Origin of the sequence: Hydrogenophaga sp. A37 (assembly GCF_002001205.1) — a bacterium.
Lineage (GTDB): Bacteria > Pseudomonadota > Gammaproteobacteria > Burkholderiales > Burkholderiaceae_C > Hydrogenophaga.
Genome location: NZ_MUNZ01000135.1, coordinates 1 through 25442 on the forward strand (window position 1 = coordinate 1; position 25442 = coordinate 25442).

The 25442-nt window shown below is 65.3% G+C and carries 22 protein-coding genes; 9 read left to right on the forward strand and 13 right to left on the reverse strand.

Annotated elements, in window-relative coordinates; all coding sequences use genetic code 11:
* Together B0E41_RS18545 and B0E41_RS18550 are read right to left on the reverse strand one after the other, a co-directional pair.
* The coding region (locus B0E41_RS18545; RefSeq protein ID WP_077333081.1) for a PilT/PilU family type 4a pilus ATPase at window positions 1-1094 on the reverse strand (1094 nt) is incomplete at its 3' end.
* A 167-nt stretch (window positions 1095-1261) separates the two neighbouring features.
* Entirely contained in the window at window positions 1262-2305 is a 1044-nt protein-coding gene (locus B0E41_RS18550; protein ID WP_077333083.1) for a type IV pilus twitching motility protein PilT, read from the reverse strand.
* A gap of 38 nt (window positions 2306-2343) precedes the next feature.
* Between B0E41_RS18550 and B0E41_RS18555 the strand changes: the two genes are divergently transcribed.
* Window positions 2344-3045 (forward strand): YggS family pyridoxal phosphate-dependent enzyme, encoded by a 702-nt coding sequence (locus B0E41_RS18555; protein WP_077333085.1) that lies wholly within the window; start codon window positions 2344-2346, stop codon window positions 3043-3045.
* Window positions 3046-3048: 3 nt separating this feature from the next.
* Here B0E41_RS18555 and B0E41_RS18560 read toward each other — a convergent pair whose 3' ends face one another.
* Together B0E41_RS18560 and B0E41_RS18565 are read right to left on the reverse strand one after the other, a co-directional pair.
* Window positions 3049-3603, reverse strand: a complete 555-nt coding sequence (locus B0E41_RS18560; RefSeq protein ID WP_077333087.1) for a DUF3617 domain-containing protein — start codon at window positions 3601-3603, stop codon at window positions 3049-3051.
* Between the two features lie 52 nt (window positions 3604-3655).
* Window positions 3656-4129 carry an Lrp/AsnC ligand binding domain-containing protein gene (locus B0E41_RS18565; protein ID WP_077333089.1) on the reverse strand — a complete coding sequence of 158 codons (474 nt, stop codon included), beginning with the start codon at window positions 4127-4129 and terminating at the stop codon, window positions 3656-3658.
* A 105-nt stretch (window positions 4130-4234) separates the two neighbouring features.
* Between B0E41_RS18565 and B0E41_RS18570 the strand changes: the two genes are divergently transcribed.
* Both B0E41_RS18570 and B0E41_RS18575 read left to right on the forward strand, forming a co-directional pair.
* Window positions 4235-7198, forward strand: a complete 2964-nt coding sequence (locus B0E41_RS18570; protein WP_077333091.1) for an L-glutamate gamma-semialdehyde dehydrogenase — start codon at window positions 4235-4237, stop codon at window positions 7196-7198.
* A gap of 93 nt (window positions 7199-7291) precedes the next feature.
* Window positions 7292-7570, forward strand: coding sequence for an acetyl-CoA carboxylase biotin carboxyl carrier protein subunit (locus B0E41_RS18575; protein ID WP_077333093.1), 279 nt, complete (start codon window positions 7292-7294; stop codon window positions 7568-7570).
* On the opposite strand, the gene B0E41_RS18580 is transcribed toward B0E41_RS18575, so the two are convergent.
* From B0E41_RS18580 to B0E41_RS18590, 3 genes are read right to left on the reverse strand one after another with little or no spacing between them, the layout of a single operon-like run.
* Window positions 7503-7988, reverse strand: coding sequence for a response regulator (locus B0E41_RS18580; RefSeq protein WP_077333095.1), 486 nt, complete (start codon window positions 7986-7988; stop codon window positions 7503-7505). The two genes, B0E41_RS18575 and B0E41_RS18580, sit on opposite strands and share 68 nt — an antisense overlap.
* Window positions 7985-11815, reverse strand: coding sequence for a PAS domain S-box protein (locus tag B0E41_RS18585; RefSeq protein ID WP_077333096.1), 3831 nt, complete (start codon window positions 11813-11815; stop codon window positions 7985-7987). Before B0E41_RS18585 ends, B0E41_RS18580 begins: the two co-directional genes overlap by 4 nt.
* A 51-nt stretch (window positions 11816-11866) precedes the next feature.
* The gene (locus B0E41_RS18590; RefSeq protein ID WP_077333098.1) at window positions 11867-13369 is read right to left on the reverse strand and encodes an FAD-linked oxidase C-terminal domain-containing protein; all 1503 of its coding nucleotides are present in this window, start codon (window positions 13367-13369) and stop codon (window positions 11867-11869) included.
* 197 nt (window positions 13370-13566) lie between these two features.
* Between B0E41_RS18590 and B0E41_RS18595 the strand changes: the two genes are divergently transcribed.
* Entirely contained in the window at window positions 13567-13995 is a 429-nt protein-coding gene (locus tag B0E41_RS18595; protein ID WP_077333100.1) for an Hsp20/alpha crystallin family protein, read from the forward strand.
* On the opposite strand, the gene B0E41_RS18600 is transcribed toward B0E41_RS18595, so the two are convergent.
* Together B0E41_RS18600 and purU are read right to left on the reverse strand one after the other, a co-directional pair.
* Window positions 13996-14865: a LysR substrate-binding domain-containing protein gene (locus tag B0E41_RS18600; RefSeq protein ID WP_077333102.1), complete on the reverse strand. Its 870-nt coding sequence runs from the start codon at window positions 14863-14865 to the stop codon at window positions 13996-13998. It lies immediately after the preceding gene.
* Between the two features lie 123 nt (window positions 14866-14988).
* Window positions 14989-15837, reverse strand: coding sequence for a formyltetrahydrofolate deformylase (purU, locus tag B0E41_RS18605; RefSeq protein WP_077333104.1), 849 nt, complete (start codon window positions 15835-15837; stop codon window positions 14989-14991).
* A 123-nt stretch (window positions 15838-15960) separates the two neighbouring features.
* On the opposite strand from purU, the gene B0E41_RS18610 reads away from it, so the two are divergent.
* From B0E41_RS18610 to B0E41_RS18620, 3 genes are read left to right on the forward strand one after another with little or no spacing between them, the layout of a single operon-like run.
* On the forward strand, window positions 15961-17301 hold the full coding sequence (locus B0E41_RS18610; protein WP_077333106.1) for an aspartate aminotransferase family protein: 1341 nt from the start codon (window positions 15961-15963) through the stop codon (window positions 17299-17301).
* Window positions 17302-17335: 34 nt separating this feature from the next.
* Window positions 17336-18415, forward strand: coding sequence for an SPFH and helix-turn-helix domain-containing protein (locus B0E41_RS18615; protein WP_077333108.1), 1080 nt, complete (start codon window positions 17336-17338; stop codon window positions 18413-18415).
* Between the two features lie 13 nt (window positions 18416-18428).
* Window positions 18429-19496, forward strand: a complete 1068-nt coding sequence (locus tag B0E41_RS18620) for a zinc ribbon domain-containing protein (RefSeq protein ID WP_077333110.1) — start codon at window positions 18429-18431, stop codon at window positions 19494-19496.
* A gap of 28 nt (window positions 19497-19524) precedes the next feature.
* On the opposite strand, the gene B0E41_RS18625 is transcribed toward B0E41_RS18620, so the two are convergent.
* A complete protein-coding gene (locus B0E41_RS18625) occupies window positions 19525-20349 on the reverse strand; it encodes a ChaN family lipoprotein (RefSeq protein WP_077333112.1) in 825 nt (274 codons plus the stop codon).
* A 41-nt stretch (window positions 20350-20390) separates the two neighbouring features.
* On the opposite strand from B0E41_RS18625, the gene B0E41_RS18630 reads away from it, so the two are divergent.
* Complete coding sequence (locus tag B0E41_RS18630) at window positions 20391-21491, forward strand: AbrB family transcriptional regulator (RefSeq protein WP_143433903.1); 1101 nt, start codon at window positions 20391-20393, stop codon at window positions 21489-21491.
* Window positions 21492-21612: 121 nt separating this feature from the next.
* Here B0E41_RS18630 and B0E41_RS18635 read toward each other — a convergent pair whose 3' ends face one another.
* The 3 genes from B0E41_RS18635 to B0E41_RS18645 all read right to left on the reverse strand — a co-directional run bounded on the left by B0E41_RS18635 (window position 21613) and on the right by B0E41_RS18645 (window position 24206).
* Window positions 21613-21897, reverse strand: coding sequence for a DUF3567 domain-containing protein (locus B0E41_RS18635; RefSeq protein WP_077333116.1), 285 nt, complete (start codon window positions 21895-21897; stop codon window positions 21613-21615).
* Window positions 21898-22059: 162 nt separating this feature from the next.
* On the reverse strand, window positions 22060-23322 hold the full coding sequence (locus B0E41_RS18640) for a DUF3108 domain-containing protein (RefSeq protein ID WP_077333118.1): 1263 nt from the start codon (window positions 23320-23322) through the stop codon (window positions 22060-22062).
* Between the two features lie 2 nt (window positions 23323-23324).
* The gene (locus B0E41_RS18645; protein ID WP_077333120.1) at window positions 23325-24206 is read right to left on the reverse strand and encodes an IclR family transcriptional regulator; all 882 of its coding nucleotides are present in this window, start codon (window positions 24204-24206) and stop codon (window positions 23325-23327) included.
* 167 nt (window positions 24207-24373) lie between these two features.
* Here B0E41_RS18645 and B0E41_RS18650 point away from each other — a divergent pair, with 167 nt between their 5' ends.
* Complete coding sequence (locus B0E41_RS18650) at window positions 24374-25381, forward strand: fumarylacetoacetate hydrolase family protein (protein ID WP_077333122.1); 1008 nt, start codon at window positions 24374-24376, stop codon at window positions 25379-25381.
* Window positions 25382-25442 lie beyond the last annotated feature (61 nt).

The window sequence follows — 25442 nt, forward strand, 5'->3', positions numbered from 1 at the left end:
GTCTTCGCCCGCTGGCTGTTGAGCTTGATCTGCAGCCGCAGATCGTTGAGCGAGTCGGCATTGCGCAGCGCGTCTTCAAAGGTGATAAGGTTGGCTTCGAAGGCGTGAAACAGCGCCTGATCAAAGGTCTGCATGCCCATGTTGGTGCTCTTCTTCATCACTTCCTTGATCTCCGCGACTTCGCCCTTGAAGATCAGGTCGGAAATCAAGGGCGAGTTCAGCATGATCTCCACGGCGGCATGGCGACCCTTGTTGTCTTGCCGGGGAACCAGCCGCTGCGAGATCAGTGCGCGCAGGTTGAGTGACAGGTCCATCAGCAACTGCGCACGCCGCTCTTCGGGGAAGAAGTTGATGATGCGGTCCAGCGCCTGGTTGGCGCTGTTGGCATGCAGGGTGGCCAGACACAGGTGACCGGTTTCCGAGAACTGGATCGCGTGTTCCATGGTCTCGCGATCACGGATTTCGCCCATCAAAATCACATCGGGCGCCTGGCGCAGCGTGTTCTTCAGCGCCGCTTCCCAGCTGTCGGTGTCCAGTCCGACTTCTCGCTGGGTGATCACGCAGTTCTTGTGGGCGTGCACGAACTCCACCGGATCTTCGATGGTGATGATGTGGCCATGGGTGTTCTCGTTGCGCCAGTCCACCATCGCGGCGAGGGAGGTGGACTTGCCCGAGCCGGTCGCGCCGACCAGGATGCACAGGCCGCGCTTGGACAGGACCACGTCTTTCAGCACCTGCGGCAGACCGAGCTTGTCGATGGTGGGCAGCACGGCGGGAATCGTCCGCATCACCATGCCGACCTTGCCTTGCTGAATGAAAGCGCTCACGCGGAAGCGGCCAATGGCTGGCGGCGAAATCGCGAAGTTGCACTCCTTGGTGCGCTCGAATTCCGCTGCCTGCTTGTCGTTCATGATCGCGCGTGCCAGGGCCAGCGTGTGCACCGGGTTGAGCGGCTGAGGCGACACTTTCACCACCTTGCCATCCACCTTGATGGCGGGCGGAAAGTCGGCCGTGATGAACAGGTCGCTGCCGCCTCGACTGATCATCAGCTTGAGCAGGTCGTTGATGAACTTGGATGCCTGATCGCGTTCCATGAGAAGCTACCTTTTCGTCTTCATTGTCTGTGTTCAAACAGCCCGAGCGGTGCCGGAGGCCAGTGCCAACCGGGAACGCGGCGGAACCGGCTCCGCCGGGCCGCTCGCGTTGCCCCCTGGGGGGTATGCGGCTACGCGCAGCGAGCAAGCAACGGGGGAGATCATGCCTACCCAGGGAAATTTTCCGGAATCTTCGCCTTGCTGCGTGCCTCGGCTGCGCTGATGACGTTGCGTTTCACCAGTTCAGACAGGTTCTGGTCCAGCGTCATCATGCCCACGCCCTGACCGGTTTGGATGGCCGAGTACATCTGCGCCACCTTGGCCTCGCGGATCAGGTTGCGGATGGCGCTGGTGCCGATCATGATTTCGTGCGCCGCCACGCGTCCGCTACCGTCTTTCACCTTGCACAGGGTTTGAGAGATCACGGCCACCAGCGATTCGGACAACATGGCGCGGACCATGTCTTTTTCTTCGGCCGGGAACACGTCGATGATGCGGTCGATGGTCTTGGCGGCGCTGGAGGTGTGCAAGGTTCCGAAAACGAGGTGGCCGGTTTCGGCGGCCGTCATGGCCAGACGGATGGTCTCCAGGTCGCGCATTTCACCCACGAGGATGGCGTCCGGGTCTTCGCGCAGGGCCGAGCGCAGTGCGTTGGAAAAACTCAGCGTGTGCGGGCCGACTTCGCGCTGGTTGATCAGGCACTTCTTGGATTCGTGCACGAATTCGACCGGGTCTTCGACCGTGAGGATGTGGCCGTATTCGGTTTCGTTCAGGTGGTTCACCATGCCTGCCAGGGTGGTCGACTTGCCCGATCCGGTCGGGCCGGTCACCAGCACGAGGCCGCGCGGGCGCAGCGCAAGGTCGCCAAAGATCTTGGGCGCGTTGAGTTGTTCCAGCGTGAGGATCTTGCTCGGAATGGTCCGGAACACGGCGCCTGCGCCCCGGTTGTGGTTGAAGGCGTTGACGCGAAAACGTGCCAGGCCCTCGATCTCGAAAGAGAAGTCGCACTCCAAGAACTCCTCGTACTGCTTGCGCTGCGAGTCGTTCATGATGTCGTACACCATGCTGTGCACCATCTTGTGGTCCAGCGGCTCGACGTTGATGCGGCGCACGTCACCGTGCACCCGTATCATGGGCGGGAGCCCAGCAGACAGGTGCAAATCGGAGGCTTTGTTCTTGACGCTGAAGGCGAGCAGTTGGGTGATGTCCATCCCGGGGTCCCGTGCAGTGTTGGTGTTACAGACTGATTATGACGATCATTTCAGACAATCTCCAAGGGGTTCGGGAGCGTATCGCCCAGGCCAGCATCGCCGCGGGACGCGATGTGAAAGCCGTCACATTGTTGGCCGTCTCAAAGACGTTTGGCCCAGAGGCAGTGGCTGAGGCGATCACTGCTGGGCAGCAGGCCTTTGGTGAGAACTACGTCCAGGAGGGCGTGGAGAAGGTGCTGTCTCTGCGGGCTACGCACGCCGACGCTGGGCTGCAATGGCATTGCATCGGACCGGTGCAAAGCAACAAGACCCGGCTGGTCTCGGCCCATTTCGACTGGGTGCAGTCGGTGGACCGGCTCAAGATTGCCCAGCGGCTGAGCGAGCAGCGTCCGGAAGGCTTGCGACCCTTGCAGGTCTGCCTGCAGGTGAATGTGGACGGCGGCGCCAACAAGTCGGGGGTCGCGCCCGACGCGTTGTCCGATCTAGCCCACGCGGTCGCCGGCTTGCCCGGGTTGCGGCTGCGTGGCCTCATGTGCATTCCCGAACCAACGCCGGATTTCGAAAGCCAGCGCGTGTTGTTCCTGCGAGCGCGCGGCTTGTTCGACGACCTCAATGCCCAAGGCCTGAACCTGGACACCCTGTCACTCGGCATGAGCGACGACCTGGACGCCGCCGTGGCGGCGGGCTCGACCATGGTCCGGGTGGGGCGGGCCATTTTCGGCAGTCGGCCCAAGGGTTGAGATTTACTTGGCGGGTGCTGCGGGCATCTGGATCGGTTTGACTGCTCCGCAGTCGGCGGCTAGCCACTGCCCCTGGCCGTCGATGGTCATGCTTTCCGGCTTGCCGTTGCGGACCGACTGCATCACCATCTTCATCGTGTAGGCCTTGTCACCATTGAAGGTGTAGGTGCCCTCGCCCGACGACGGCGGGTTGGTGCAGACGTACTTCATCTTGAGCGTGCTGGCGCTGCGAGAAGTGATGGTGTTGGTGCAACTGCCCTCGGTCTGGGACGGCAGCTCGGCGCGGGCGGCCATCTCTGGTGTGATGCAGACCTTGAGGGAGAAGCCGCCACCCGGGGCCACGCTCATGCCATTCTTCCCCATCATCGCTTCCATCTGTTTGCGCTGGGCCGGTGGCATGCTGGCCATCTGCTTCTGCATTTCGGCCATGGCCTTGTCCATCTCGGGGTTGCCGCCCATCTTGCTCTGGACGGCCCACAGACCGGGCGCCTGGGTTTGCGCGAAGGCGCTCGCGGAACACAGCAGCAGGCAGGACAGCAGAGGGGAGGCTTTGGGCATGGACGGCTCCAGAAATAGGGTGCTGGGCATTGTCGCTGGCCGATGGAGCTTGTCAAAGGGGTAAACGGCTGCTGTTCTTCACCTCTTCCATCACCGCGTAGGTGCGCGTCTCGCGCACACCAGGCAGCTGCCACAGCACGCTGCCGGCGAAATCGCGGTAGGCGGCCATGTCGGCCATGCGGGTCTTGAGCAGGTAGTCGAAGCCGCCGGCCACCATGTGGCATTCCATGATCTCGTCGCGCACCTGCACCGCGGCCTTGAACTCGTTGAAGACATTCGGTGTGGTGCGGTCCAGCAGCACCTCCACGAACACCATCATCCCTCGGCCGAGCTTGAGCGGGTTCAGCCGCGCTTCAAAGCCCAGGATGTAGCCGTCGCGCTGCAGGCGCTGGGTGCGCGCGAGCACGGCGGTGGGCGAGAGCGCCACCGCTTCGGCCAGCTTCAGGTTGGCGATGCGACCGTCGGCCTGCAGGACGTTCAGGATGCGCAGGTCGATGCGGTCGAGGTCATGGGTGGTTTCGCTCATGGGTAGTGAATTATCCGGTGAACTGAAAAAATACAGCCAAAAATTTATTGAATGAATCGGCACCATCACGGGATTCACCAACCGAGCCGATTTCCGGAGATATCCATGCCCCGCACCACCGACCGCCTGCCCTTCCCCTACCGGCCCGAAGTCGCCATCGTGGCCCAGCGCCTGGCCGCGCTGCAGGGCGCGCTGGACTGGGCCGCCGCTGCCACCGTGGCCGCGCCCTGGGTGCGTGCCGTGCGCGAGAACCCGCCGCCGTTTTGGGCGATGGAGAGCCTTCTCAAGGAGTACCCGATCTCCAGTGCCGAGGGCCTGGCCCTGATGCGCCTGGCCGAGGCGCTGCTGCGCGTGCCCGATGCCGAAACCGCCATCGCTTTGACGGCGGACCAGCTGGGCCGGGCGGACTTTGACGGCGCGGCCGACTCCACGCTGGTGCGCCTGTCGTCCACGGCGATTGCCATGTCCAAACATTTCCTGCCCGAAGCCGGCCAACAGCCCGGACTGATGGTCAAGCTCGGCGCCAGGACCGTGGTGGCGGCCACACTGCGCGCGGTGCAGTTGCTGGGCCGCCAGTTCGTGCTGGGGCAGACGATTGAAGAGGGCATGAAGGAGGCCGCCTCGGCGCGCAAGAAGCTGGACCAGCTGCGCTTCAGCTTCGACATGCTGGGCGAGGGCGCACGCACCGATGCCGATGCGCTGCGCTATCTCGCCAGTTATGAAAACGCCATCACCGCCATTGCGCGCACGGCCGACCCGAAGCGCTTGCCCGCGCACAACGACGGCATCTCCATCAAGCTCAGCGCCCTGCACCCGCGCTACGAAGACGTGCAGCATGCGCGCGTGATGGAAGAGCTGGTTCCGCGCGTGTGGACGCTGTGCCGCGCCGCGGCGGCGGCCAACCTCAACCTCACCATCGACGCCGAAGAGGTGGACCGGCTGGAGCTCTCGCTCGACGTGTTCGAAGCGCTGGCGCAGCTGGTGGCCGAGCACTGCCCGCAGTGGGCCGGCCTGGGCCTGGCGATGCAGGCCTACCAGAGCCGCGCGGTGGAGCTGATCGAACACGTGGCCGCGCTCGCCCGCCAGTACAAGATCCGGTTCATGTGCCGCCTCGTCAAGGGTGCCTACTGGGACGCCGAGATCAAGCGAACGCAGGAGCTGGGCCTGCCGACCTACCCGGTGTTCACCCACAAGCACCACACCGACGTGAGCTACCTGGCCTGCGCGCGCGCGTTGCTGGACGCGCCCGATGCGATCTTTCCGCAGTTCGCCACGCACAACGCGGGCACCATCTCAGCGATCCTGCAGATGGCTTCACGCCATGGCGTGCCGTTTGAACTGCAGCGCCTGCACGGCATGGGCGAAGGCATCTACCGCGAGGTGCTGAAGAACCCGCTGGTGGCCTGCCGCGTGTATGCGCCGGTGGGCGCGCACCGCGACCTGCTGGCCTACCTGGTGCGCCGCCTGCTGGAGAACGGTGCCAACTCGTCCTTCGTGCACCAGCTGGCCGACGAGTCGGTGGGCATGGACGAGCTGCTGATCTCGCCGCTGCGCCTGGAACCCCAACCCTCGCTGCCGCTGCCGGCCGATCTGTACGGCTCGAAGCGCGCCAACAGCCAGGGCCTGGACCTCGCGGTCGCCTCGATGCGCGAGCCCCTGCTCGCCGCGCTTGCCAGCACGCCGGTGCCGGTCATTCCCGAAGCCAGCACCGCCGAGGTGGATGCAGCGTCTGCCAAAGCCTTGGCCGCCTTCGCCGGCTGGAACCACACGCCGGTGGCCGAGCGCGTTGCCACGCTGCGCCGCGCGGCCGATGCGCTGCAACAGCAGCTGCCGCGCTTCTGCACCCTGCTGGTGAAAGAGGCACACAAGACCTGGGGCGATGCGGTGTCCGAGGTGCGCGAGGCGGTGGACTTCCTGCGCTTCTACGCCAACGACGCCGAACGCGTGATGGCCCCCACCACACTGCCTGGCCCCACCGGCGAGAGCAACGTCCTGCGGCTGGAAGGCCGCGGCGCCTGGGTCTGCATCAGCCCCTGGAACTTCCCGCTCGCCATCTTCATGGGCCAGGTCGCTGCGGCGCTGGCCACCGGCAACACGGTGCTGGCCAAACCCGCCGAGCAGACTCCGGCGGTGGCGCTCGAAGCCGTGAAGCTGCTGTACGCCGCCGGCGTGCCGGTCAACGCGCTGCAACTGCTGCATGGCCCGGGCGAGATCGTGGGCGCATCGCTGGTGGCGCAGCCGGGGATCGCGGGTGTCGTGTTCACCGGCTCCACGCAGGTGGCCAAGATCATCCAGCGCGCGCTGGCCGCCAAGGACGGCGCCATCGTGCCGCTGATCGCCGAAACCGGCGGCATCAACGCCATGCTGGTCGACAGCACGGCCCTGCCCGAGCAGGTGGCCGAGGCGGTGGTGCAGAGCGCCTTCCGCAGTGCCGGACAACGCTGCTCGGCCCTGCGGCTGCTGTGCCTGCACGAAGGCATTGCGGACCATGTGATCGAAATGATCCAGGGAGCGGCCAAAGAACTGGTGGCCGGCACCCCGGCCGAGCTGGCGACCGACTTGGGTCCGGTGATCGACGCCGAAGCGTTTGAAGGCATCGGTCGCCACCTGCAGCGTTTGCATGCCGAAGCCGAAGCGCTGTTGCCAGCCGCTGCGCCGGCCACAACGACGCCCAACCTGGTCCCGCCACAGATGTTTGAGGTGAAGGCCATCGCCGACGTGAAAGCCGAAGTCTTCGGCCCGGTGCTGCAGGTGGTGCGCTGGGGCGGCGATCCGATGGACGTGATCCGCCAGATCAACGGGCTGGGCTACGGCCTCACGCTGGGCATCCAGACCCGCATCGACAGCCGCGCGCAGGCGCTGGCCACGGCGGCGCGCGTGGGCAACGTTTACGTGAACCGCAACATGATTGGCGCCGTGGTGGGCGTTCAACCCTTCGGCGGCGAGGGTCTGAGTGGCACCGGCCCGAAGGCGGGAGGGCCGAACTACTTGCTGCGCTTCTGCGCCGAGCAGACCCTGACCATCAACACCACCGCCGCGGGCGGCAACGTGGCGCTGTTCGCGGGATGAGCCTGTCGCCCTGTCGCGCGCTGGATCGGATGAGCCCGTCTGGGGCGAATCAATGCCGGCACGACACCCCTCCGCTCACCGCTTCAAGGTGACGTGCTCGTCATCGTCGAGGCGATGAAGATGGAGCACGAGCGGCGGGCGGACACCGATGGGGTGGTCGTTGAGTTGTCCTGTGCGGCCGGCGAGACGGTTCGCGGCGCTGGTTGTCTCAAGACTGGGCGGGAGCAAAGCCGCAGCGCTGGCTGCGGGCTATCTATCGGCCTGTGTGACAGTCACACCCCGCCATCAGCGGGATATGGCCCTTTCAGGCGAGTTCGCCGAAGGCCGTGGCGCGAACGCCCGCGCTGGGCGACTGGGGAGCGGTCTGGTTGATGTTGATCCAGAACTCGCACACGTGTTTCATGGCGCTCAGAAACTGCGCAAACTCGGTGGGTTTGGCGATGTAGGCGTTGGTGCCGGCTTCGTAGGCACGTTGCAGGTCGCTGGGCTCGGTGGACGAGGTCAGCACCACCACGGGGATGTTGCGAAGCGCGTCCGAACTCTTGATTTCCTTGAGCACACCGATCCCATCAAGCAGCGGCATCTTCAGGTCGAGCAGCACCAGTACCGGGTTGCCACCTGGACGGTCTGCAAAGCCATCACGCCGGTAGAGGTAGTCCAGGGCCTGCATGCCGTCCGACACATGGGTCACCCGACCGTCCAGGCCGTGACGCGCCAACGCCAGCTTGGTGAGCTCGGCATCATCGGGATTGTCCTCAACGAGCAGGATGGCTTCGGCGTTCTTGTTCATGGTTCCAGGACGGAAGGGACAGAATCGTTGGAAGAGTCTGAAGGGCTGCAGCCTTCAAAAGGCAGTGAGAAATGGAACACGCTGCCCTCTCCCTGCTGGCTTTCTGCCCAGATGCTACCACCGTGACGTTCCAGGATGCGACGCGTCAACGCCAGCCCAATGCCCGTTCCTTCGAAATCGGACGCACGGTGCAGGCGCTGGAACACCCCGAACAGTTTTTGCGCGTATTTGGTGTCGAACCCCACACCGTTGTCGCGCACATAGAAGGTGTAGCCGACGGCCGGATCGACGCTCCAGCCCACCTCGATGCGGGCGCGCTCGCGCGGGCGGGAGTATTTGAACGCGTTGCCCAGCAGGTTGGCCCACACCTCGCGCAGCAGCAGGGCATCGCCCTGGACCACTGGCAGGTCGGGGGCGATCACCCAGTCGACCACGCGACCCTCGGTGTCGTGGGCGATCTGGCTCACCACGGCCTCCACCAGCATCGCGAAATCCACGGCGGTGACATTGACCGCAGAGCGACCCAGGCGCGAGAACGCGAGCAGGCCGTCGATGAGCTGACTCATGTGGCGCGCCGAGTTGCCGATGGTCCCGAGGTACCGGTGGGTGGTGTCGTCTCCGTTGTCGCCCAGGTGCTCCTCCAGCAGGCTGACGAAGCTGGAGATGTGGCGCAAGGGGGAGCGCAGGTCGTGTGACACCGAGTACGAGAACGACTCCAGGTCCTTGTTGGCGGCGAGCAACTGCTCGGTGCGCTCGACCACGCGGTTTTCCAGCTCGTCGTTGATGTTGCGCATCAGGTCGTCGAGCCGCTTGGCGTCGGTCATGTCGCGGTTGATCTTGGCAAACCCGCGCAACTCACCGCTGTCGTCGCGCAGCGCGATCAACACCGAATGCGACCAGTACTGGCTGCCGTCCTTGCGGGTTTGCCAGCAGTGCAATTCATGTTGACCGCGCGATGCCGCCATGCGCAGCATCTGGTTGGCATTGGCCATCGCCTCACCCGCGTCGCTTTGCTGGAACAAGAGGGCGTAGTGCCGGCCCAGCATCTCGGTTGGTGAGTAGCCTTCCATGCGCTGGGCGCTGTCGGTCCAGTCGGTGATGCACCCTTGCGAGTCCAGGAAAAAGATGCAGTACTCACGCAGGTTGTCGACCATCAGGCGGAACCGTTGCTCGCTTTCCAGCAGCTCCAAAGAGCGCTCTTTGATGCGGGTCTCGAGTTCGTCGTTGAGTTGACTCACACGCTCCTCGATGCGCTTTCGCTCGGTGATGTCGATGGCCTGCATGATCACGCCTTGCACCAGGCCTTCGTGGATGTCGGGGAGGTAGGTTGCGCTGATGTAGACCGGTGTTCCATTGGCCGCGGTGTACCAGGCCTCGTGCTGCTGCACCTGGCCATCCAGTGCCGCTTGAAGTCTCGGTCGAACCTCGACCCACACGGCGGGAGGCAGGCACTCGCTGACATGCAAACCCAGCATCTTTTCGGGCGCGAGACCGTAGAGATGACGGTGCTCGTCATTGGCAAAGCGGAAACGAAGCATGGCGTCCAGGTAGGCGATCAGACCCGGCACATGGCTGGTCACCGTTTGAAGGAATCGCTGGTTCTCGCGCAGGGCGAACTCCGCCATCTTGCGCTGCGATATGTCCATGACCGAGGTGTTGCTGCGCAGAAATCGGCCTTCTGCGTCGCGCACGGCCGACGAGGACAGCAGTGCATGAAACACCGTACCGTCACGGCGCTGCATCTCGAATTCAGATGCTTCCAGCACGTCACCTTGTATCAGCCGCTGCAGGCGGTCTTGGAGCAGGGCGGTGCGCGAGGGCAGAATGAAGTCACGGAAGCCCTTGATTCCCACCACCTCCTCGCGCAGATACCCCAGCCACTGCAGTTCGGTGTCGTTGACTGACACGTAAATGCCCTGGCTGTCGAGGGAGTGGTATCCGCAGGGAGCCTGGTTGTAGAGCGTCTGGGCCTGTTGCAAAGCCTCGTTGAGTTGACCGTTGGCGCGCTGCACCTGATCTTCCGATGCCTTGCGCTCGGTGATGTCCATCATCTGGATGAACAGGCCCTGAACCTGTCCGTCGGCCCAGAAGGGCGCGTATTCGGTGCTGGCGTAGAAACTGTGCCCGTCAGGGAACCTGCGAGGGCCTTCGATGCGCTGCGGCTCGCCAGCCAGCGCTGCCTGCAACAGGGGGTGAGCGCTCGCAAAGTCTTCGGGCTGGGCGATCGCGCTCAAGTGCAGGCCCAGCAGGGCGTCGGGCGTGCTGTTGAGCCCGCGAGCGTAACTGGCGTTTGCAAAGCGACAGATCAGCTGGGGGTCGAAGAACGCCAGCTGGACCGGCACGCTGTTGGTAATGGTCTGCAGGAAGTTGCCTTGAACCTGCAGCGCTTGTTCTGCGGCTTTCCGAGCGGTGATGTCCACCAGGGTGTTGTTGGTGCGGACGAAGCGGCCTTCGCCGTCGACGACGGCGGTGCTGCTGAGCAGCGCCACAAAGGTGGAGCCATCGCGGCGGCGCATGCCCACCTCTGCGGCATCCAGTTTTTCGTGCCGGATCAGTCTTTGCAGGCGGTCCCTGATGTTGCCCAGGTCGGCCGGCAGCACGTGGTCACGAAAACGCATTTTCCCAATGACCTCGTCGCGGGTGTAGCCCAGCCAGCTCAGCTCTGTGCGGTTGATCGTCACGTAGGTGCCGGTGGCGTCCACCGAGTGGTACCCGCACGGCGCCTGGTCGTACAGCGCCTGCGCGTCCTGGAGTGTGCGGCGCATCCGGTCGTTGACCGCAGCCAGTTCGGCGGTGCGCTCGTGTACCCGTGTTTCCAGCTCAGCGTTGAGCCGACGGATGTGCTCTTGTTGCTCGTGCGCCTCGGTGATGTCCCGTGACACCGCGAGCAGCATCACCGGCTTGCCCTCCGTGTCGGTGATGGGGGAGACCACCGTGTCAAACCACTTGGGGGTGCCCTTGAAGGTGCGGGCGAAGGCGATGTGGCGCGAACTGACGCCAGACCTTGCGCTGGTCAGCGCCTCCTTTGCCTTTGCCTGACCTTCGTCCGGCCACCATTGGGTCCAGTCGGTGCCCCGCACTTCCTCGAAGTCGTCCACTTCCACGAGCCGACAGCCCTGCGCCGTCATCTGGAGCACATGACCCTCTAGGTCGAGCACCTTGGTGCAATCGGCGCTGCTGGCAATGATCTGTCGATTGAGTTCGTCCTTGATGCGAACCTCGGCCACCAGCTTTCGCACGTGGCTGACGTCCTGCACGAAGCCCAGTTGACTGACGATCTGCCCGTTTTCGCTCCGCTGAGGGACGTTGCGAGCGATCAAGTGGGTGACCTGATCTGAGCCGGGCCGCATGATGCGAAATTCCAGACCCAGGCTGTCGCCTTGTTCGAGGCCGTTGGCCCAGTGTTCCTTGACTCGGGCGACATCGTCGGGGTGCACATGGCGCAACCACCCGAAATCGGTGAAGTCATTCTGCTCAAGTCCGAAGATCTGTTGCAGCTTGGCGTCCACATGGGTGAGTGTGCCGTCACGCCCGGTTCGAAAAACGCCGATAGGGAACACGGTGCCCAACGAAGTGAACAGCGCGCCGTATTCAAACTCAAACGGCGCCATGGCAGCGTCGTGGCCCGATGCATGGGACAGGCCGTTGACAGGGTGTTGTGCCGGCTCCTTTGCGGAGTGCGCTGTGGAAAGCGACGGGCGCCAGTGGTTCAGCTGTGCACGCAGGGATGCAATTTCGTTCAGCAGCGCACGCTCCCGCTCCGACACCGATCCGTCAGGATGTGCTTCCTTGGGTTGGGTACTTGCGATGGGGTGGATCGCGCTCATGTCGTCCCACTTTACCTCAGTGGGGTTCGACCCAAGTGCGAAATCTGACAGCTAGAAGCGCGGTAAATCGGGGTGTTGCAAACGCCCTCCGCGCACCAGCATCTTTCCGTACTCAGCACAACGTTGCAGGGTAGGAATCACTTTTCCTGGGTTGAGTAGTTCTTTGGTATCAAATGCCCGTTTGACCCCGAACATCTGGGCGTTTTCCTCGGCAGAGAACTGCACGCACATGCTGTTGACCTTCTCCACCCCCACGCCGTGTTCCCCCGTCACCGTGCCGCCCATGGCGACACTGGTCTCCAGTATCTCGGCGCCAAATTGTTCGCAGCGGTGCAGTTGGTCGGGGTCGTTGGCATCGAACAGGATCAGGGGATGCAGGTTGCCATCCCCCGCGTGGAACACGTTGCAGCAGCGCAGGTTGTACTTCTGCTCCATCTCGCCGATGGCGATCAGGATGTCGGCCAGGCGCTTGCGCGGAATGGTGCTGTCCATGCACATGTAGTCGGGGCTGATGCGCCCGCTGGCCGGGAACGCGTTCTTGCGCCCGCTCCAGAAGCGCAGGCGCTCGGCCTCGTCCTGGCTCACTGCGATGGCGGTCGCGCCGCAGCCGCGCAACACGGCGCTCATGCGACCGATTTCCTCTTCCACCTCTTCGGGCGTGCCGTCGCTCTCGCACAACAGGATGGCCGCGGCATCGAGGTCGTAGCCCGCGTGCACAAAATCTTCCACCGCGGCGGTCATGGGCTTGTCCATCATCTCCAGCCCGGCCGGGATGATGCCGGCCGCGATCACCGCCGCCACCGCGTCGCCGGCTTTCTGGATGTCGTCGAAGCTGGCCATGATGCAGCGCGCCAGCTGTGGCTTGGGCACCAGTTTCACCGTGACTTCGGTGGTGATGGCCAGCATGCCTTCGCTGCCGATGATGAGCGACATCAGGTCGAGACCCGGAGTGTCCAGCGCCTCGCCACCGAAGCTGACGGGATCGCCTTCGATGGTGAAGCCGCGCACCTGCAGCACGTTGTGCACCGTCAGGCCGTATTTCAGGCAGTGAACGCCGCCCGAGTTTTCGGCCACGTTGCCGCCGATGGTGCAGGCGATCTGGCTGCTCGGGTCGGGCGCGTAGTACAGGCCGTGCGGCGCGGCGGCTTCGCTGATGGCGAGGTTGCGCACGCCGCTTTGAACCACGGCGGTGCGTGAGCGCGGGTCGAGCGACAGGATGCGATTGAACTTTGCCAATGACAGCGTCACGCCCAGGGCGTGTGGCATGGCGCCGCCGGAGAGGCCGGTGCCCGCCCCACGGGCCACCACCGGCACACCCAGCGCGTGGCAGGCCCTGAGCACGTCCGCCACCTGGGCCTCGGTCTCGGGCAGCGCCACCAACAGGGGGCGTTCGCGGTAGGCGGTGAGTCCGTCGCACTCGTAAGGAGTGGTGTCTTCCGCGTGCCAGAGCAGGGCGTGGGATGGCAGCACCGCCTGTAATGCGCGCACCACCTCGGTCTGGCGGGCGGCGCGCTCGGCGCGGGTGACTTCGACGGGGGCGATGGGGGCGTTCATGCGAATCAGTTTAGGACAGCGTGCCTCACCGTGGGTTGAAGAAACTTGCAAGAACCTGTGAGCCGGCGGTTTGATGCAGCTCAAACACCGGGGTCTTGAAACCGCCGGGGTGTGCCGCTATCTACCGGCCATGGGCGGCACAGCGACCGTCCAGTCCGGGTCCATCGACCCAGTCCATTGTCAAAGGAGCACTTGCCATGAACCATCTGATTGCCCGTTCCGGTCTGTTCGACGATTTCTTCAAAGACGTTGCGCCCGGTTTTTATGTCCGTCCCCTGCACGGCGACTCGTTGCCGTCGCCTTCGCAGATCAAGATCGATGTGAAGGAAACCCCGGGGGCCTACACCGTCGTGGCCGAAGTGCCGGGTGTGGCCAAGGAGGACATTCACGTCACCGTGGAAGGCGGTGTGGTGACCTTGCGCGCCGAGATCAAGCAGGAAGACAGCCAGACTCAGGATGAGAAGGTGTTGCGCACCGAGCGCTATTACGGCGCCGTGGCGCGCAGCTTCCAGTTGGCTGCCGACATCGACAACGAGCTTGCCAAGGCGAAGTACGACAACGGGGTGCTGACGCTGACCTTGCCGAAAAAAGTCACTCTGGCCGGACAGCGGCTGAACATTGAGTGATCAGCTCAGGCTCTTCTTGAGCCACTCGGCAAACGCCGCGCACTCCCAGCGGTCCATCGTGCCCGTCCGCCAGCACAGGTAGTGCGCGTGCGGGCTGGGCACGTGGCGTTCGTAGAGCGGGACCAATGTGCCGTGCTCCAGCCAGGGCGCGGCCAGCTTGAGCCGCACCAGCGCCACACCCATGCCGGCGGCGGCGCCGTCGCACATGAGGCCGATGTCGTTGAACTGCGAGCCGTCCACCGGCTCGGGCCAGTCCAGGTCGTGCGCGGCGAACCAGGTGCGCCAGGGCTCCAGCGGGCTGCGCAGCAGCGGCACGCCTTCCAGGTCTTCGGGGGCGTCGAACGGACCGTGTTCGCGCGCAAACGCCGGTGAGGCCAGCGGCGTGATGTCGTCCTTCATCAGGCAGACGTGTTCCACGTCGGCGTAGCGGCCGGTGCCGAAACGGATCATCAGATCGGCGTCTTCGGCCACCACGTCCAGCAGCGGGATGCTGACCTGCAAGGTGAGGTCGATCTCCGGGTAGGCCTCGCTGAACTGCTTCAGGCGCGGCAGCAGGATGGAGCGGGCGAACGTGGGCGTGACCGCCAGGCGCAGCTTGCGCCGTCCCGGCGTGGCCGCGTTGCTGGGAAATTTCTGCAGGCTCGCCAGACCCTCTCGCACATGCGCCAGGTACTCGCTGCCCTCGGTCGTCAGCGAAAAATCAGCCCGGCCAAACAGCTTGGTTCCGAGGATTTGTTCCAGCTGCTTGATGCGGTGGCTGACCGCGCTGGGTGTCACGCAAAGCTCTTCACTGGTCTGCGTCACGCTGCGCAGACGCGCCAGGGCCTCGAAGGTCAGCAGGCACTGAATCGGCGGGATCCTGATCGTCATACGGTCACCTCACACGCTGCGCCAGAAGGGAAGGGGGTCAGGCACGACGCGCACGGCCGCCCCAAAGCGGACGTGCGCCCCCCAGTGGGGGGAGGCAGCCTGCAGGGCTGCATCGGGGGGCGTTCATTTGAAGACGACCGTCTTGTGACCGTTGAGCAGCACACGGTGCTCGCTGTGCCACTTCACCGCCCTGGCCAGCACCTGGCTTTCGGTGTCGCGGCCCCGCGCGGTGAGGTCTTCCACGTCGTCGGTGTGGTCCACGCGGGCCACGTCCTGCTCGATGATCGGGCCTTCGTCCAGGTCGGCCGTCACGTAGTGGGCGGTGGCGCCGATCAGCTTCACGCCGCGGTCGTGCGCCTGGTAATAGGGCTTGGCGCCCTTGAAGCTGGGCAGGAAGCTGTGGTGGATGTTGATGGCCTTGCCCGAGAGTTCGCGGCACAGGCCATTGCTCAGGATCTGCATGTAGCGCGCCAGCACCACGAGTTCGGCGCCTTCGCCGCGGATCACCTCCAGCTGCTTCGCTTCTGCCTGTTCTTTGGTGGCACCCGTCACCGGGATGTGGTGGAAGGGCACGTTGTAGCCGGCGGCGAGCTGGTAGAAGTCGCGGTGGTTGCTCACGATGGCGCGGATGTCCAGCCGCAGCAGACCGCTCTTCCAGCGGAACATCAGATCGTTCAGGCAATGGCCTTCCTTGCTGACGAAGATCACGGTCTTCATCGGCTCGGCCAGCGGGTGCAGGCTCCAGCGCATGGCGAAGGGCTCGTCAAACAGCTTCAGGTGCGCGCGAAGCTCGTCCTGCGTGAGCTGACTGCAGGTGAACTGCACCCGCATGAAAAACAGGCCGGTGCCGTGGTCGTTGTACTGGGCGGCTTCTTCGATGTTGCCGCCGCGCTCCAGCAGGAAACCGGAAACGGCGTGCACGATGCCGGGGCGGTCCTGGCAGGAGAGGGTGAGGACGTAGGTGTGGTTCATGGCGGTGCCGATTGTCGCAGGCCCGTCGCCGGTGGCGCCACTGCCCGGCGCCCGGGCAGTGGCGCCACCGGCTGCGGCATGCGGTGCCAGAATCCACGGTTCCCATTTGCTGGAGACGCCAACATGGCCCACACCGAATTCCGTATGGACAACCAGTGGTTGCCCTTCACGCCCAACCGCAGTTTTCAAATAGACCCTCGCATCTTCGTCGCCGCCGACGGCATGCACTTCACCACGCACGATGGCAAACAGGTCATCGACGGCATTTCCAGCCTCTGGTGCGTGGGCGCCGGCCACAACCGCAAGCCCATCAACGAAGCCATCAAGAACCAGCTTGACACGCTGGACTACGCCACGGCTTTCAGTGTCAGCAACGACAAGGCCTTCCGCGCCGCCGAGATGATCGCCGCCATGGCGCCGGGCGACCTGAACAAGGTGCTGTTCTGCAACTCCGGCTCCGAGGCTGCAGACACCTCCTTGAAAGTGGCACTGGCTTACCACCGCGCACGCGGCGAAGGCCATCGCAACCTCTTCATCGGCCGCGAGCGCGGCTACCACGGCGTCAACTTCGGCGGCATGAGCGTGGGCGGCATCCCGGCCAACCGCAAGATGTATGGCAGCGCCCTGCTGCCGCGCGTGGACCACCTGCGTTTCATCCACGATCCGGTGAACCACGCCTACATCCACAACCAGGAGCCGGTGTGGAACGAAGACCTGCTGCTGGAACTGGAAAACCGCATCCTGCCGCTGCACGACGCCAGCAACGTGGCGGCGGTGATCGTCGAGCCCGTGGCCGGCAGCGCGGGCTGGTATGTGCCGCCGCAGGGCTACCTGAAGCGGCTTCGGGAGATTTGCGACAAGCACGGCATCCTGCTGATCTTCGACGAGGTCATCACCGGCTTCGGCCGCCTGGGCACGCCGTTCGCTTCCGACTACTACGGCGTGCAGCCCGACATGCTGAACTTCGCCAAAGCCATCACCAACGGGGTGATCCCGCTCGGTGGCGTGGTCTGCACCGACCGCATTTACGACACGATGATGGGCGCGCACGGCAGCGCGCCAGAGCACGCCATCGAGTTCTTCCACGGCTACACCTATTCGGGCCATCCGGTGGCCTGCGCGGCGGCCATCGCCACGCTCGACCTGTTCCGCGAAGAGAAGCTGTTTGAGCGCGCGGGTGAGATGGCGCCCGTGCTGGGCGACGCGATGCACAGCGCGCTCAAAGGTCTGCCCAACGTGATCAGCATCCGCAGCCTGGGGCTGGCGGCGGCGGTGGAGCTGTCGTCCATCCCCAACCTGCCGGGCAAGCGCGCGTTCGACATCTTCATGGACTGCTACAAGCACGGCGTGCTCGTGCGCAACGCGGGCGAAAACTTGGTGTTTGCGCCGCCCTTCATCGTGGAACGCGAGCAGATTGATACCATGGTCAACGTGCTGGCCGACGCGATCAAGCGCCACGCCTGACCCCTTCGTTCAACCCCGCTGCAAGGAGCCCCTCATGGCCATCATGGATTTCCTGAACCGCCAGTTCATCGACGTCATCGAGTGGGTGGACGATTCGCGCGACACCTTGTCGTACCGCTTTCCCGACGACGACAAGCAGATCAAGAACGAGGCCCAGCTCATCGTGCGCGAGAGCCAGATCGCTCAGTTCGTCTATGTGGGCCAGTTTGCCGACACGCTGGGCCCGGGCCGGCACACACTCAAGACCGAGAACATCCCGATCCTGGGCGATCTGCTGGGCTGGAAATACAAATTCCAGACGCCGTTCAAGGCCGACGTCTATTACGTCATCACCCGCGTCTTCACCGGCAACAAGTGGGGCACCTCCAACCCGGTGATGCTGCGCGACGCCGATTTCGGCGTGGTGCGCGTGCGCGCCTTCGGCACCTACGATTTCAAGATCGTGGACACGGTCAAGTTCCTGAAAGAGGTGGCGGGCACCGACCACCATTTCCGGCTCGACGAGTTCAACGACGTGATGCGCTCGCGCATCGTCAGCGTGTTCAGTGAAACCCTGGCCCAGGCCAAGGTGCCCGCGCTCGACGTGGCCACGCGCTACAGCGAGTTGGGCGACGCCCTGCTGGCGCCGCTCAACGAGGCCATGCGCGAGAAATACGGCCTGGAGATGACGTCCTTCGTGGTCGAAAACGTGTCGGTGCCGCCTGAACTGGAGCAGGCCATCGACAAGCGCGGCGCCATGACGGCCATCGGCAACCTCAACGACTATGTCAAATACAACATGGGCAATGCCCTGGCCGAGGGCAAGGCCGGCACCGCGGGCATCGGCGCCGAGCTGGCCGCCGGTCTGGCCATGGGGCAGTCGATGATGCAGGGCGGCATAGGCGGCGCACCGGCGGCGTCGCAGCCCGGCATGGTGCCGGCGGCCGCCGTGGCCGCCACCACGCCCGCTGCAGCCCCCATCGCGCTGATGACGCCCGAGCAGGTCGCCGAAGCACTGGGCGTGAGCCCGGCCGATGTGTTGCAGGAACTGGAGGCCGGCAACCTCAAGGGCCGCAAGATCGGCAGCCAATGGCGCGTGCCGCAAGCCTCGCTTGATGAATTCCTGAAGGGCTGAGGCGCGCCGACCCATGCAACTGAGCGAAGTCGCCGCCCAGCAGAAGCTGGCCTGCCCGGCCTGTGGTGGCGAGGCCCAGTGGCACCCGACGAAGAAGGCGCTGATCTGCGCCTATTGCGGCACGGAGTCGCCTTACGAGGTGAAAGACAGCGGCGAGATCGTCGAGCACGATCTGGTGTCTGCCCTGCAAGCCATTCCCCAGAGCGCGCGTGGCTGGCAGGACCAGAAGCGCGCGGTCAAGTGCCAGCACTGCCAGGCCATCAGCGTGTTCTCGGGCGCGCAACAGGCCAAGGCCTGTGACTTCTGCGGCTCGTCGGCACTGGTGCCTTTTGAAGAAATGGGCGACATCATCCGGCCCGAGAGCCTGCTGCCCTTTTCGGTGGACGCACCGGGCGCGCGCGAGAAGGTGCGCCAGTGGTACGGTTCGCGCTTCTGGGCGCCCAACAACCTCAACCGCAAGGCGCTGACCGACACGCTGCATGGCGTGTACCTGCCTTACTGGACTTTTGATGCCGAGGTTAGCGCCGACTACACGGCCGAGGGTGGCGAGCGGTACAAGAACAACAAGGGAGAAACCCAGATTCGCTGGTTCTCGGTGTCGGGGCACGTGCAGAATTTCTTTGACGACACGCTGGTGTGCGGGTCAAAAGGCGTGCACCCGCATCTGGTGCAGGCGGTCGAGCCCTTCCCGACGACCTCCGAAGCACTCAAACCCTACGACCCGGGCTACCTGAGCGGCTGGACGGTGGAGCGTTACCAGCTCGACCTGGTGGCCGCGGCCGAGCGCGGGCGCGCTCGCATGCTCGATGCCATCCGCCAGCTGTGTGCGCGCGACATCCGCGCCGACACCCACCGCAACCTGCAGGTGGACCCGACGTTTGAGCGCCAGACCTTCAAGCACGTGCTGCTGCCCATCTGGCTGGTGGGTTATCAATACGGCAACAAGGACTACCAGGTGGTGGTCAATGGCGCCACGGGCCAGGTGGCGGGCGAGTACCCCAAGAGCTGGGTGAAGATCACGCTGGCGGTGATCGCCGCTGTGATCGTTCTGTTCATCTTGATGTCGCTCGAAGGCCGTTGAATGGCGCCTTCGGTGACGGCGGGGCGCTTCAGCGCCCCGTCTGCTTTTTCAGATCGGCACAGTGGTCCTTGGGCGGACGCGGTGGCGTGACCCAGAGGCGGTCGGCCGTGAGCCTCATCTCCGGATCGCTGCTCGCGGCCTCGGCTCGGGCCACCGACAGCACCACGCGGTGCGACTGGCCAGGGTCGAGGTGGCGCGGCACACCGATGTCGCGCTGCACGTGGCCGTTGCCGGCGATCAGCAACACCGTCAGGCCGGGCCGCATGGCCCCGGTGGCGGTCTGCGCCATGGCGCGGTCGCGTGCGAGCTGGATGCGCGTCATGGGCGCGATCTGCGTTTCGGGCAGCAGGCCGCAGTGGCCGTCGCGGATGGCGTCGCGCTGGCGTTGCAGCGTGTCGGGTGGCACGCTGGCGTCGAGCGCCACGTCGGCCATGGCCGCTCGCATCTGCGCACGCGGCAGGTTGCCGCCGAGCACCGGCACGCCAGCGCGCACCGCCGCCATCACCACCGGCCCGTACACGGCCCAGTCCCAGGCGCCGCTGTTGCTGGCTTCGCGCCAGTCCAGTGCCTCGCGCACCTTCGCTTCACTGGCTTCGGATGGCAAGCCGGTGGTCTGCCGCCCTTGCTCCACCATCTCCAGCACCACCGCCACGAGCTGGCCCTGTTGCGCCAGCTGCCGCACCGTCGCTCGCTGCAGCGCCTGCTGTTCGGGCGCGTCGTGTTGTTCGCCCAACAGCAACAAGGGCGTGGGCAGCAAGCCTTGCAGCTCGGGCGTGGCGGATGGCGCGGCGGCGCAGCCGGCGAGCAGCGCGACCGCACCCACCCAGGCCATGACAGCACGTTGACAGTTCATGCCCGGATACTAAGCGGCTCGCCTTCGCACCCTGCATGCCCATGAATTCACCACCACCGCCCAGCCCTTGGGGTTTGTCCCTTTCGCTGCGCGTGGTGCTCACCCTGTTGCTGGCCTGGGCCGCTGCCCGCCTGTGTGTCTGGTTGCACACGCCCATCCCCTGGATGATCGGCCCGCTGGTGGCGAGCGCGCTGGCGTCGGTCATCGGTGCACCCACCGCCAGCTGGAACCCGTTGCGCAACGGCGGCCAGTGGGTGATTGGTACCGCCCTGGGCCTGTATTTCACACCCACGGTGGGCGCACTGGTGATGGGGCTGTGGTGGGCGATTGCGCTGGGCATCGCCTGGGCGCTGGCGCTGGGCCTGGGGTTTGGCGCCTGGCTGCGGCGGGTGCACGCGAGGCAACTGGATCACCTGAGCCCGGCCGAGCTACGCAGCACGACCTACTTCGCGGGGGCCATCGGTGGCGCGTCGGAGATGACGCTGATCGCCGAGCGGCACGGTGCGCGCACCGACCTGGTGGCGGCCGCACACAGTCTGCGGGTGTTGCTGGTGACGCTCACCATCCCCTTCGGCATGCAGGCCTGGGGCGTGTCGGGCATCGACCTGGCGCCGCCGGGGGCCCGTGAAGTGTTGCCCGGTGGGTTCGCGCTGCTGACGGCCTTGACGCTGGCCGGCATCCTGGTGATGCGCCGGCTCGGGCGGGCCAACCCCTGGTTCATGGGGGCCTTGCTGGTCACCATGGGGCTGACACTGTCGGGTGTCACTCTGTCGGCGATTCCCCCGGGGCTCAGCGCGGCGGCGCAGCTGGTGATCGGCGTCAGCCTGGGCGTGCGCTTCACGCCGGCATTCGTGCACACGGCGCCGCGCTGGCTGGCCTCAGTCGCGTTCGCCAGCGTGTTCATGATGATCGTGTGCGCGGGCTTTGCCTGGCTGCTGTCCTTGGTGTCGGGCCTTCACCCTGCCACGCTGATTCTGGGCACCTCACTCGGCGGCATCGCGGAGATGGCGATCACCGCCAAGGTGCTGCAGCTCGGGGTGCCCATGGTCACCGCGTTCCAGGTGTGCCGCCTGGTCGCCGTGCTGGTGCTGGCCGAGCCGGTGTACCGGGCTTGGGTACGGACCATGAAAAAGCCCGGCTGAACCGGGCTGTTGGAGCGAAGGAACTTGGTCCAGGATGCCGCGGATCTGGCTCCGCCAGTCCGCAGGCATCGCCCCCTGGGAGGTGACGCGCCCTCAGGCGCGGCGCGGGGGGAGCCAAAAGTCAATGCATGACCACCGGCATCTGCGCCAGCGAGGCATAACCTTCGAGCGTGTCTTCCACCTCCTCTTGCGAAGGGGTGTTTTGCTGCCAGGCCGTGATCTGGATCTGGAACATCTCGGCCCAGGAGCCGTCGAGGTAAACCTCTTTGCCCGAGCGTTTGTCCACGATTTCAAAACCGTGGCGCGGGATCTGCGGGCCGGCGAGGCGTTCGGCCTCGCCGTCTTCCGGTGCATTGGCCAGGATGTGGACCACTGCGAAGGCATCTGAGTCGTAGAGCATGTGCATGACTGAAAATCTTTCCTGATGGGAAAACCGTTGTGCCTGATGTCTCTTATATCGGCAAATGGTTGACGGGCTACAGCCCCATTGGCCATTTAGATGGCCCCATCGGGTGAAGATTCAAGATGCGTGTGTTTTTAAGCACAGTTCTGGGCTTTAACGGCCAGTTCAGTTGAGCGTTGGCGCGGTCCCGGTCGGCTGCAGGGCCGGCAGTTCATCGAGCTTCATGTCCACAAAATCACCGTTCTGCTCGGTGATGCGCAGGCGCACCGGCAGGTGGGCCAGGCTGGGGGCCAGCCAGATCTCGACCGTGCGATCAAATTCCCGCCTCGGGCTGCGCGTCAGCTTGCGCGCCACCACGTCGCCGGCGGGCAGGGTCTCGGTCGTTTGAGGGCCGACCAGAAACAGCCACACCTCGGCCATGTCGATGGTGCTGACCGGCACACGCAGGGTCTGCCCCTCGGCGTAGGCGTCGGGGCGGGCATTGAACAGGCCGGCGAGCTGGAAATTGACCGACAGCCGGTCCTGCATGCCCGGCAGCAGCACCGCGTCGGGCGCGTTGTTGCTGTAGCGGACCTTCGCGTTGGCGCGTTCGAAGTGGGCGGCCCGCTCGCTGCGGCTGCGGTCGGTGAAGCGGTCCGGGCTGAGGCCCTTGTCATTGAGCGCACCCACGCTGGTCTGGCCACGGCTGCCGAGGAACAGTGCTTTGACCGACATGGTGGCTTCATAGGTCGACCCGTTGTTGCTCCAGTCGAGGCGACCGGCGGCGGTGTAGTTGAAGCCTTTGGCCAGGCCCCTCACGTCGTACTTGAGCTGCGCGCTGGGCGGCGCCACAGCCGGCGGCAGGCTGGCGTCGGACACCCCGACCCCCGCGCCCCGCACCGTGCCTGCGGCCGCCTGCGCGCCCGCTGGCAGGTCCGACACCGGAGGCTGCGGCGCGGCCGGAGGCTCAGGCAACGGTTCCGGCGGGGGCACCATGGCCACCTCGGTGGGCGGCTCCACCACCGGTTCGACGTTCACGGCCTCGGGCGCGGGTTCGATGGGCGCTTCAACCACCGGTTCGGGCTCTGGCTGAGGTGGGGGTGGCGGCGGCTTCTTGACGACCTTGGGCGGCGGCTCGGGCACGGGTTCGGGTTCCGGTGCTTTGGGCACGATCCAGCGCACCCGGCTGGTGCGAACGGGCTCAGGCAAGGCTGGCAAGGGATCTGCGTTGGCTGTGGCGGGCGGCGTGGGCTGGCCCGGCTGCGGGGCCGTGCCAGACAGCTCCGCGTCCGGGGCCGCAAAGAGGTCGAGCGACAAACCCGACATGCCACCGCTGAGCAGGCTCAGGTGCGCCAGCAGCACGCCAGCGCCCAGCCCCAGCAGCACGCGGCCACGGGGAGCGGCTTCGCCTCGCCGGGATGACGGTTGGGGCACGGTGGGCGCGTTCATGTTCAGGCAGGCTGGCGATGACCCAGGTCGGCGCAGAGTTGTTGCGCACAGCGTCGCAGCGCGGTGGCCGGTACCCCGCTCCAGTCGGTGTCCAGCGTGGCCACCGAGCCGAGCACGACCAGACCCATGGCGAGGCGCCCCTGAGCGTCGAACACCGGCGCACAAAAACCGCCCACGCCAGGCAGCAGGCTGTGCACCACGCGCCCCAGACCCTGGGCACGGGTCTCGTCGAGGATGGCCTGCACGTCCTGCTGCGTCTGCGGCACGTCGACCAGCGGCAATCCGCTGCGCGGCATTTTTTTCATGCGCGCCAGCTCCTCGCGGATCATTGGCGCGATGCGCTGCGCGTCGCGCCCTTCCTGCCCCATGAACGCGGCAAAGCAGCGCCCGGTGGCGGAAGTGAGCAAGGGCATCACGTCGCCCAGCCGCAGCGTGACCGGCACCGTCTGCGGCGCTTCGCTCCAGTGCACCATGGTCGGGCCCTGGTTGCCCCAGACGGCGATGGCCAGCGTGTGGCCGGTCTCGGCCAGCAGGCCGTCAATGCGCTCGCGCGCCAGCTTGACCGCGTCCAGTCGGCTCAGGCTGGCCAGGCCCAGGCGCAGTGCGGCGGGGCCGAGGTCGTAGCGCGTGCTCACCGGGTCTTGCATCACCAGGCCCATGCGCTGGAAACTCACGAGGTAGCGGTGCGCCTTGGCCGCGCTCATGCCGGCGGCGGCGGCCAGGTCGCGCAGCATCAGTGCACCGGGGGCCTGCGACAGGGCATTGAGCAACTCGAACCCGACCTCGACCGACTGGATGCCGGCGCGCAGGTGGTCGGTGTCGTTGGCCGATGTTTCTCGGCGGGCAGGAGACTTCGGCGTGGCGGTGGATTTCGCTGCGGGCATGGGTGATGGGGCGGCTGTCGGTGCTTGGGGCGTGCTCAAACCCGGTGTTTCCGGGTGGGATTGCACGCTGGTCGGCGCGTTGATCTAGAATCCAGGTTTTACGTATAGGTTAATCAATTTCACTATTCGTAATTCCAACCAACCCCATGAGGCAGCAGGAGACTTGAATGAAACTCGCCACTTACAAAGACGGATCGCGCGACGGGCAACTGGTGGTGGTCTCGCGCGACCTCTCGACCGCCCATTATGCGACGGGCATCGCCACCAAGATGCAGCAGGTGCTGGACGACTGGAACTTCCTCAGCCCCCAGCTGCACGACCTGTATGTGACGCTCAATCAGGGCAAGGCGCGCCACGCGTTTCCCTTTGATCCGGCCATGTGCATGGCGCCGCTGCCGCGTGCCTACCAGTGGGCCGACGGCTCGGCCTACCTGAACCACGTCGAGCTGGTGCGCGCCGCCCGAAACAGCGAGGTGCCCGCCACCTTCTACAGCGACCCACTGATGTACCAGGGCGGCAGCGACGACTTCATCGGCCCGCGCGACGACGTGGTGGTGCCGAGTGAAGACTTCGGCATCGATTTCGAGGCCGAGATCGCCGTGGTCACGGGCGACGTGGCCATGGGCTGCACGCCCGAGCAGGCGCTCGACGGCATCCGCCTGGTGATGCTGGTCAACGACGTGTCGCTGCGCAACCTGATCCCCAACGAACTGGCCAAGGGCTTCGGCTTCTTCCAGAGCAAGCCCGCCAGCGCCTTCAGCCCGGTCGCGGTCACGCCCGACGAGCTGGGCGATGCCTGGCAGGGCGGTCGTCTGCACCTCACGCTGCAGTCCACCTGGAACGGCCGCAAGGTCGGCATGTGCGACGCCGGCCCCGAAATGACCTTCCATTTCGGCCAGCTCATCGCCCACATCGGCAAGACCCGCAACGTGCGCGCCGGCTCCATCGTGGGCAGCGGCACGGTGAGCAACAAGGGCATCGAGGTGGACGGCAAGAAAGACTGGCCCAAGGGCTACAGCTGCATCGCCGAGAAGCGCTGCATCGAGACCATCCTCGACGGAAAGCCCAGCACCGAGTTCATGAAGTTCGGCGACACCATCCGCATCGAGATGAAGGGCAAAGACGGCCAGAGCATCTTCGGCGCCATCGATCAGAAGATCGCGCCGCTGGACTGACCCCGCGGGCAGACACCGTTGTCCAGGGCCCTTCGGGGCCCTGTGTCATTGGGGCGTCGCT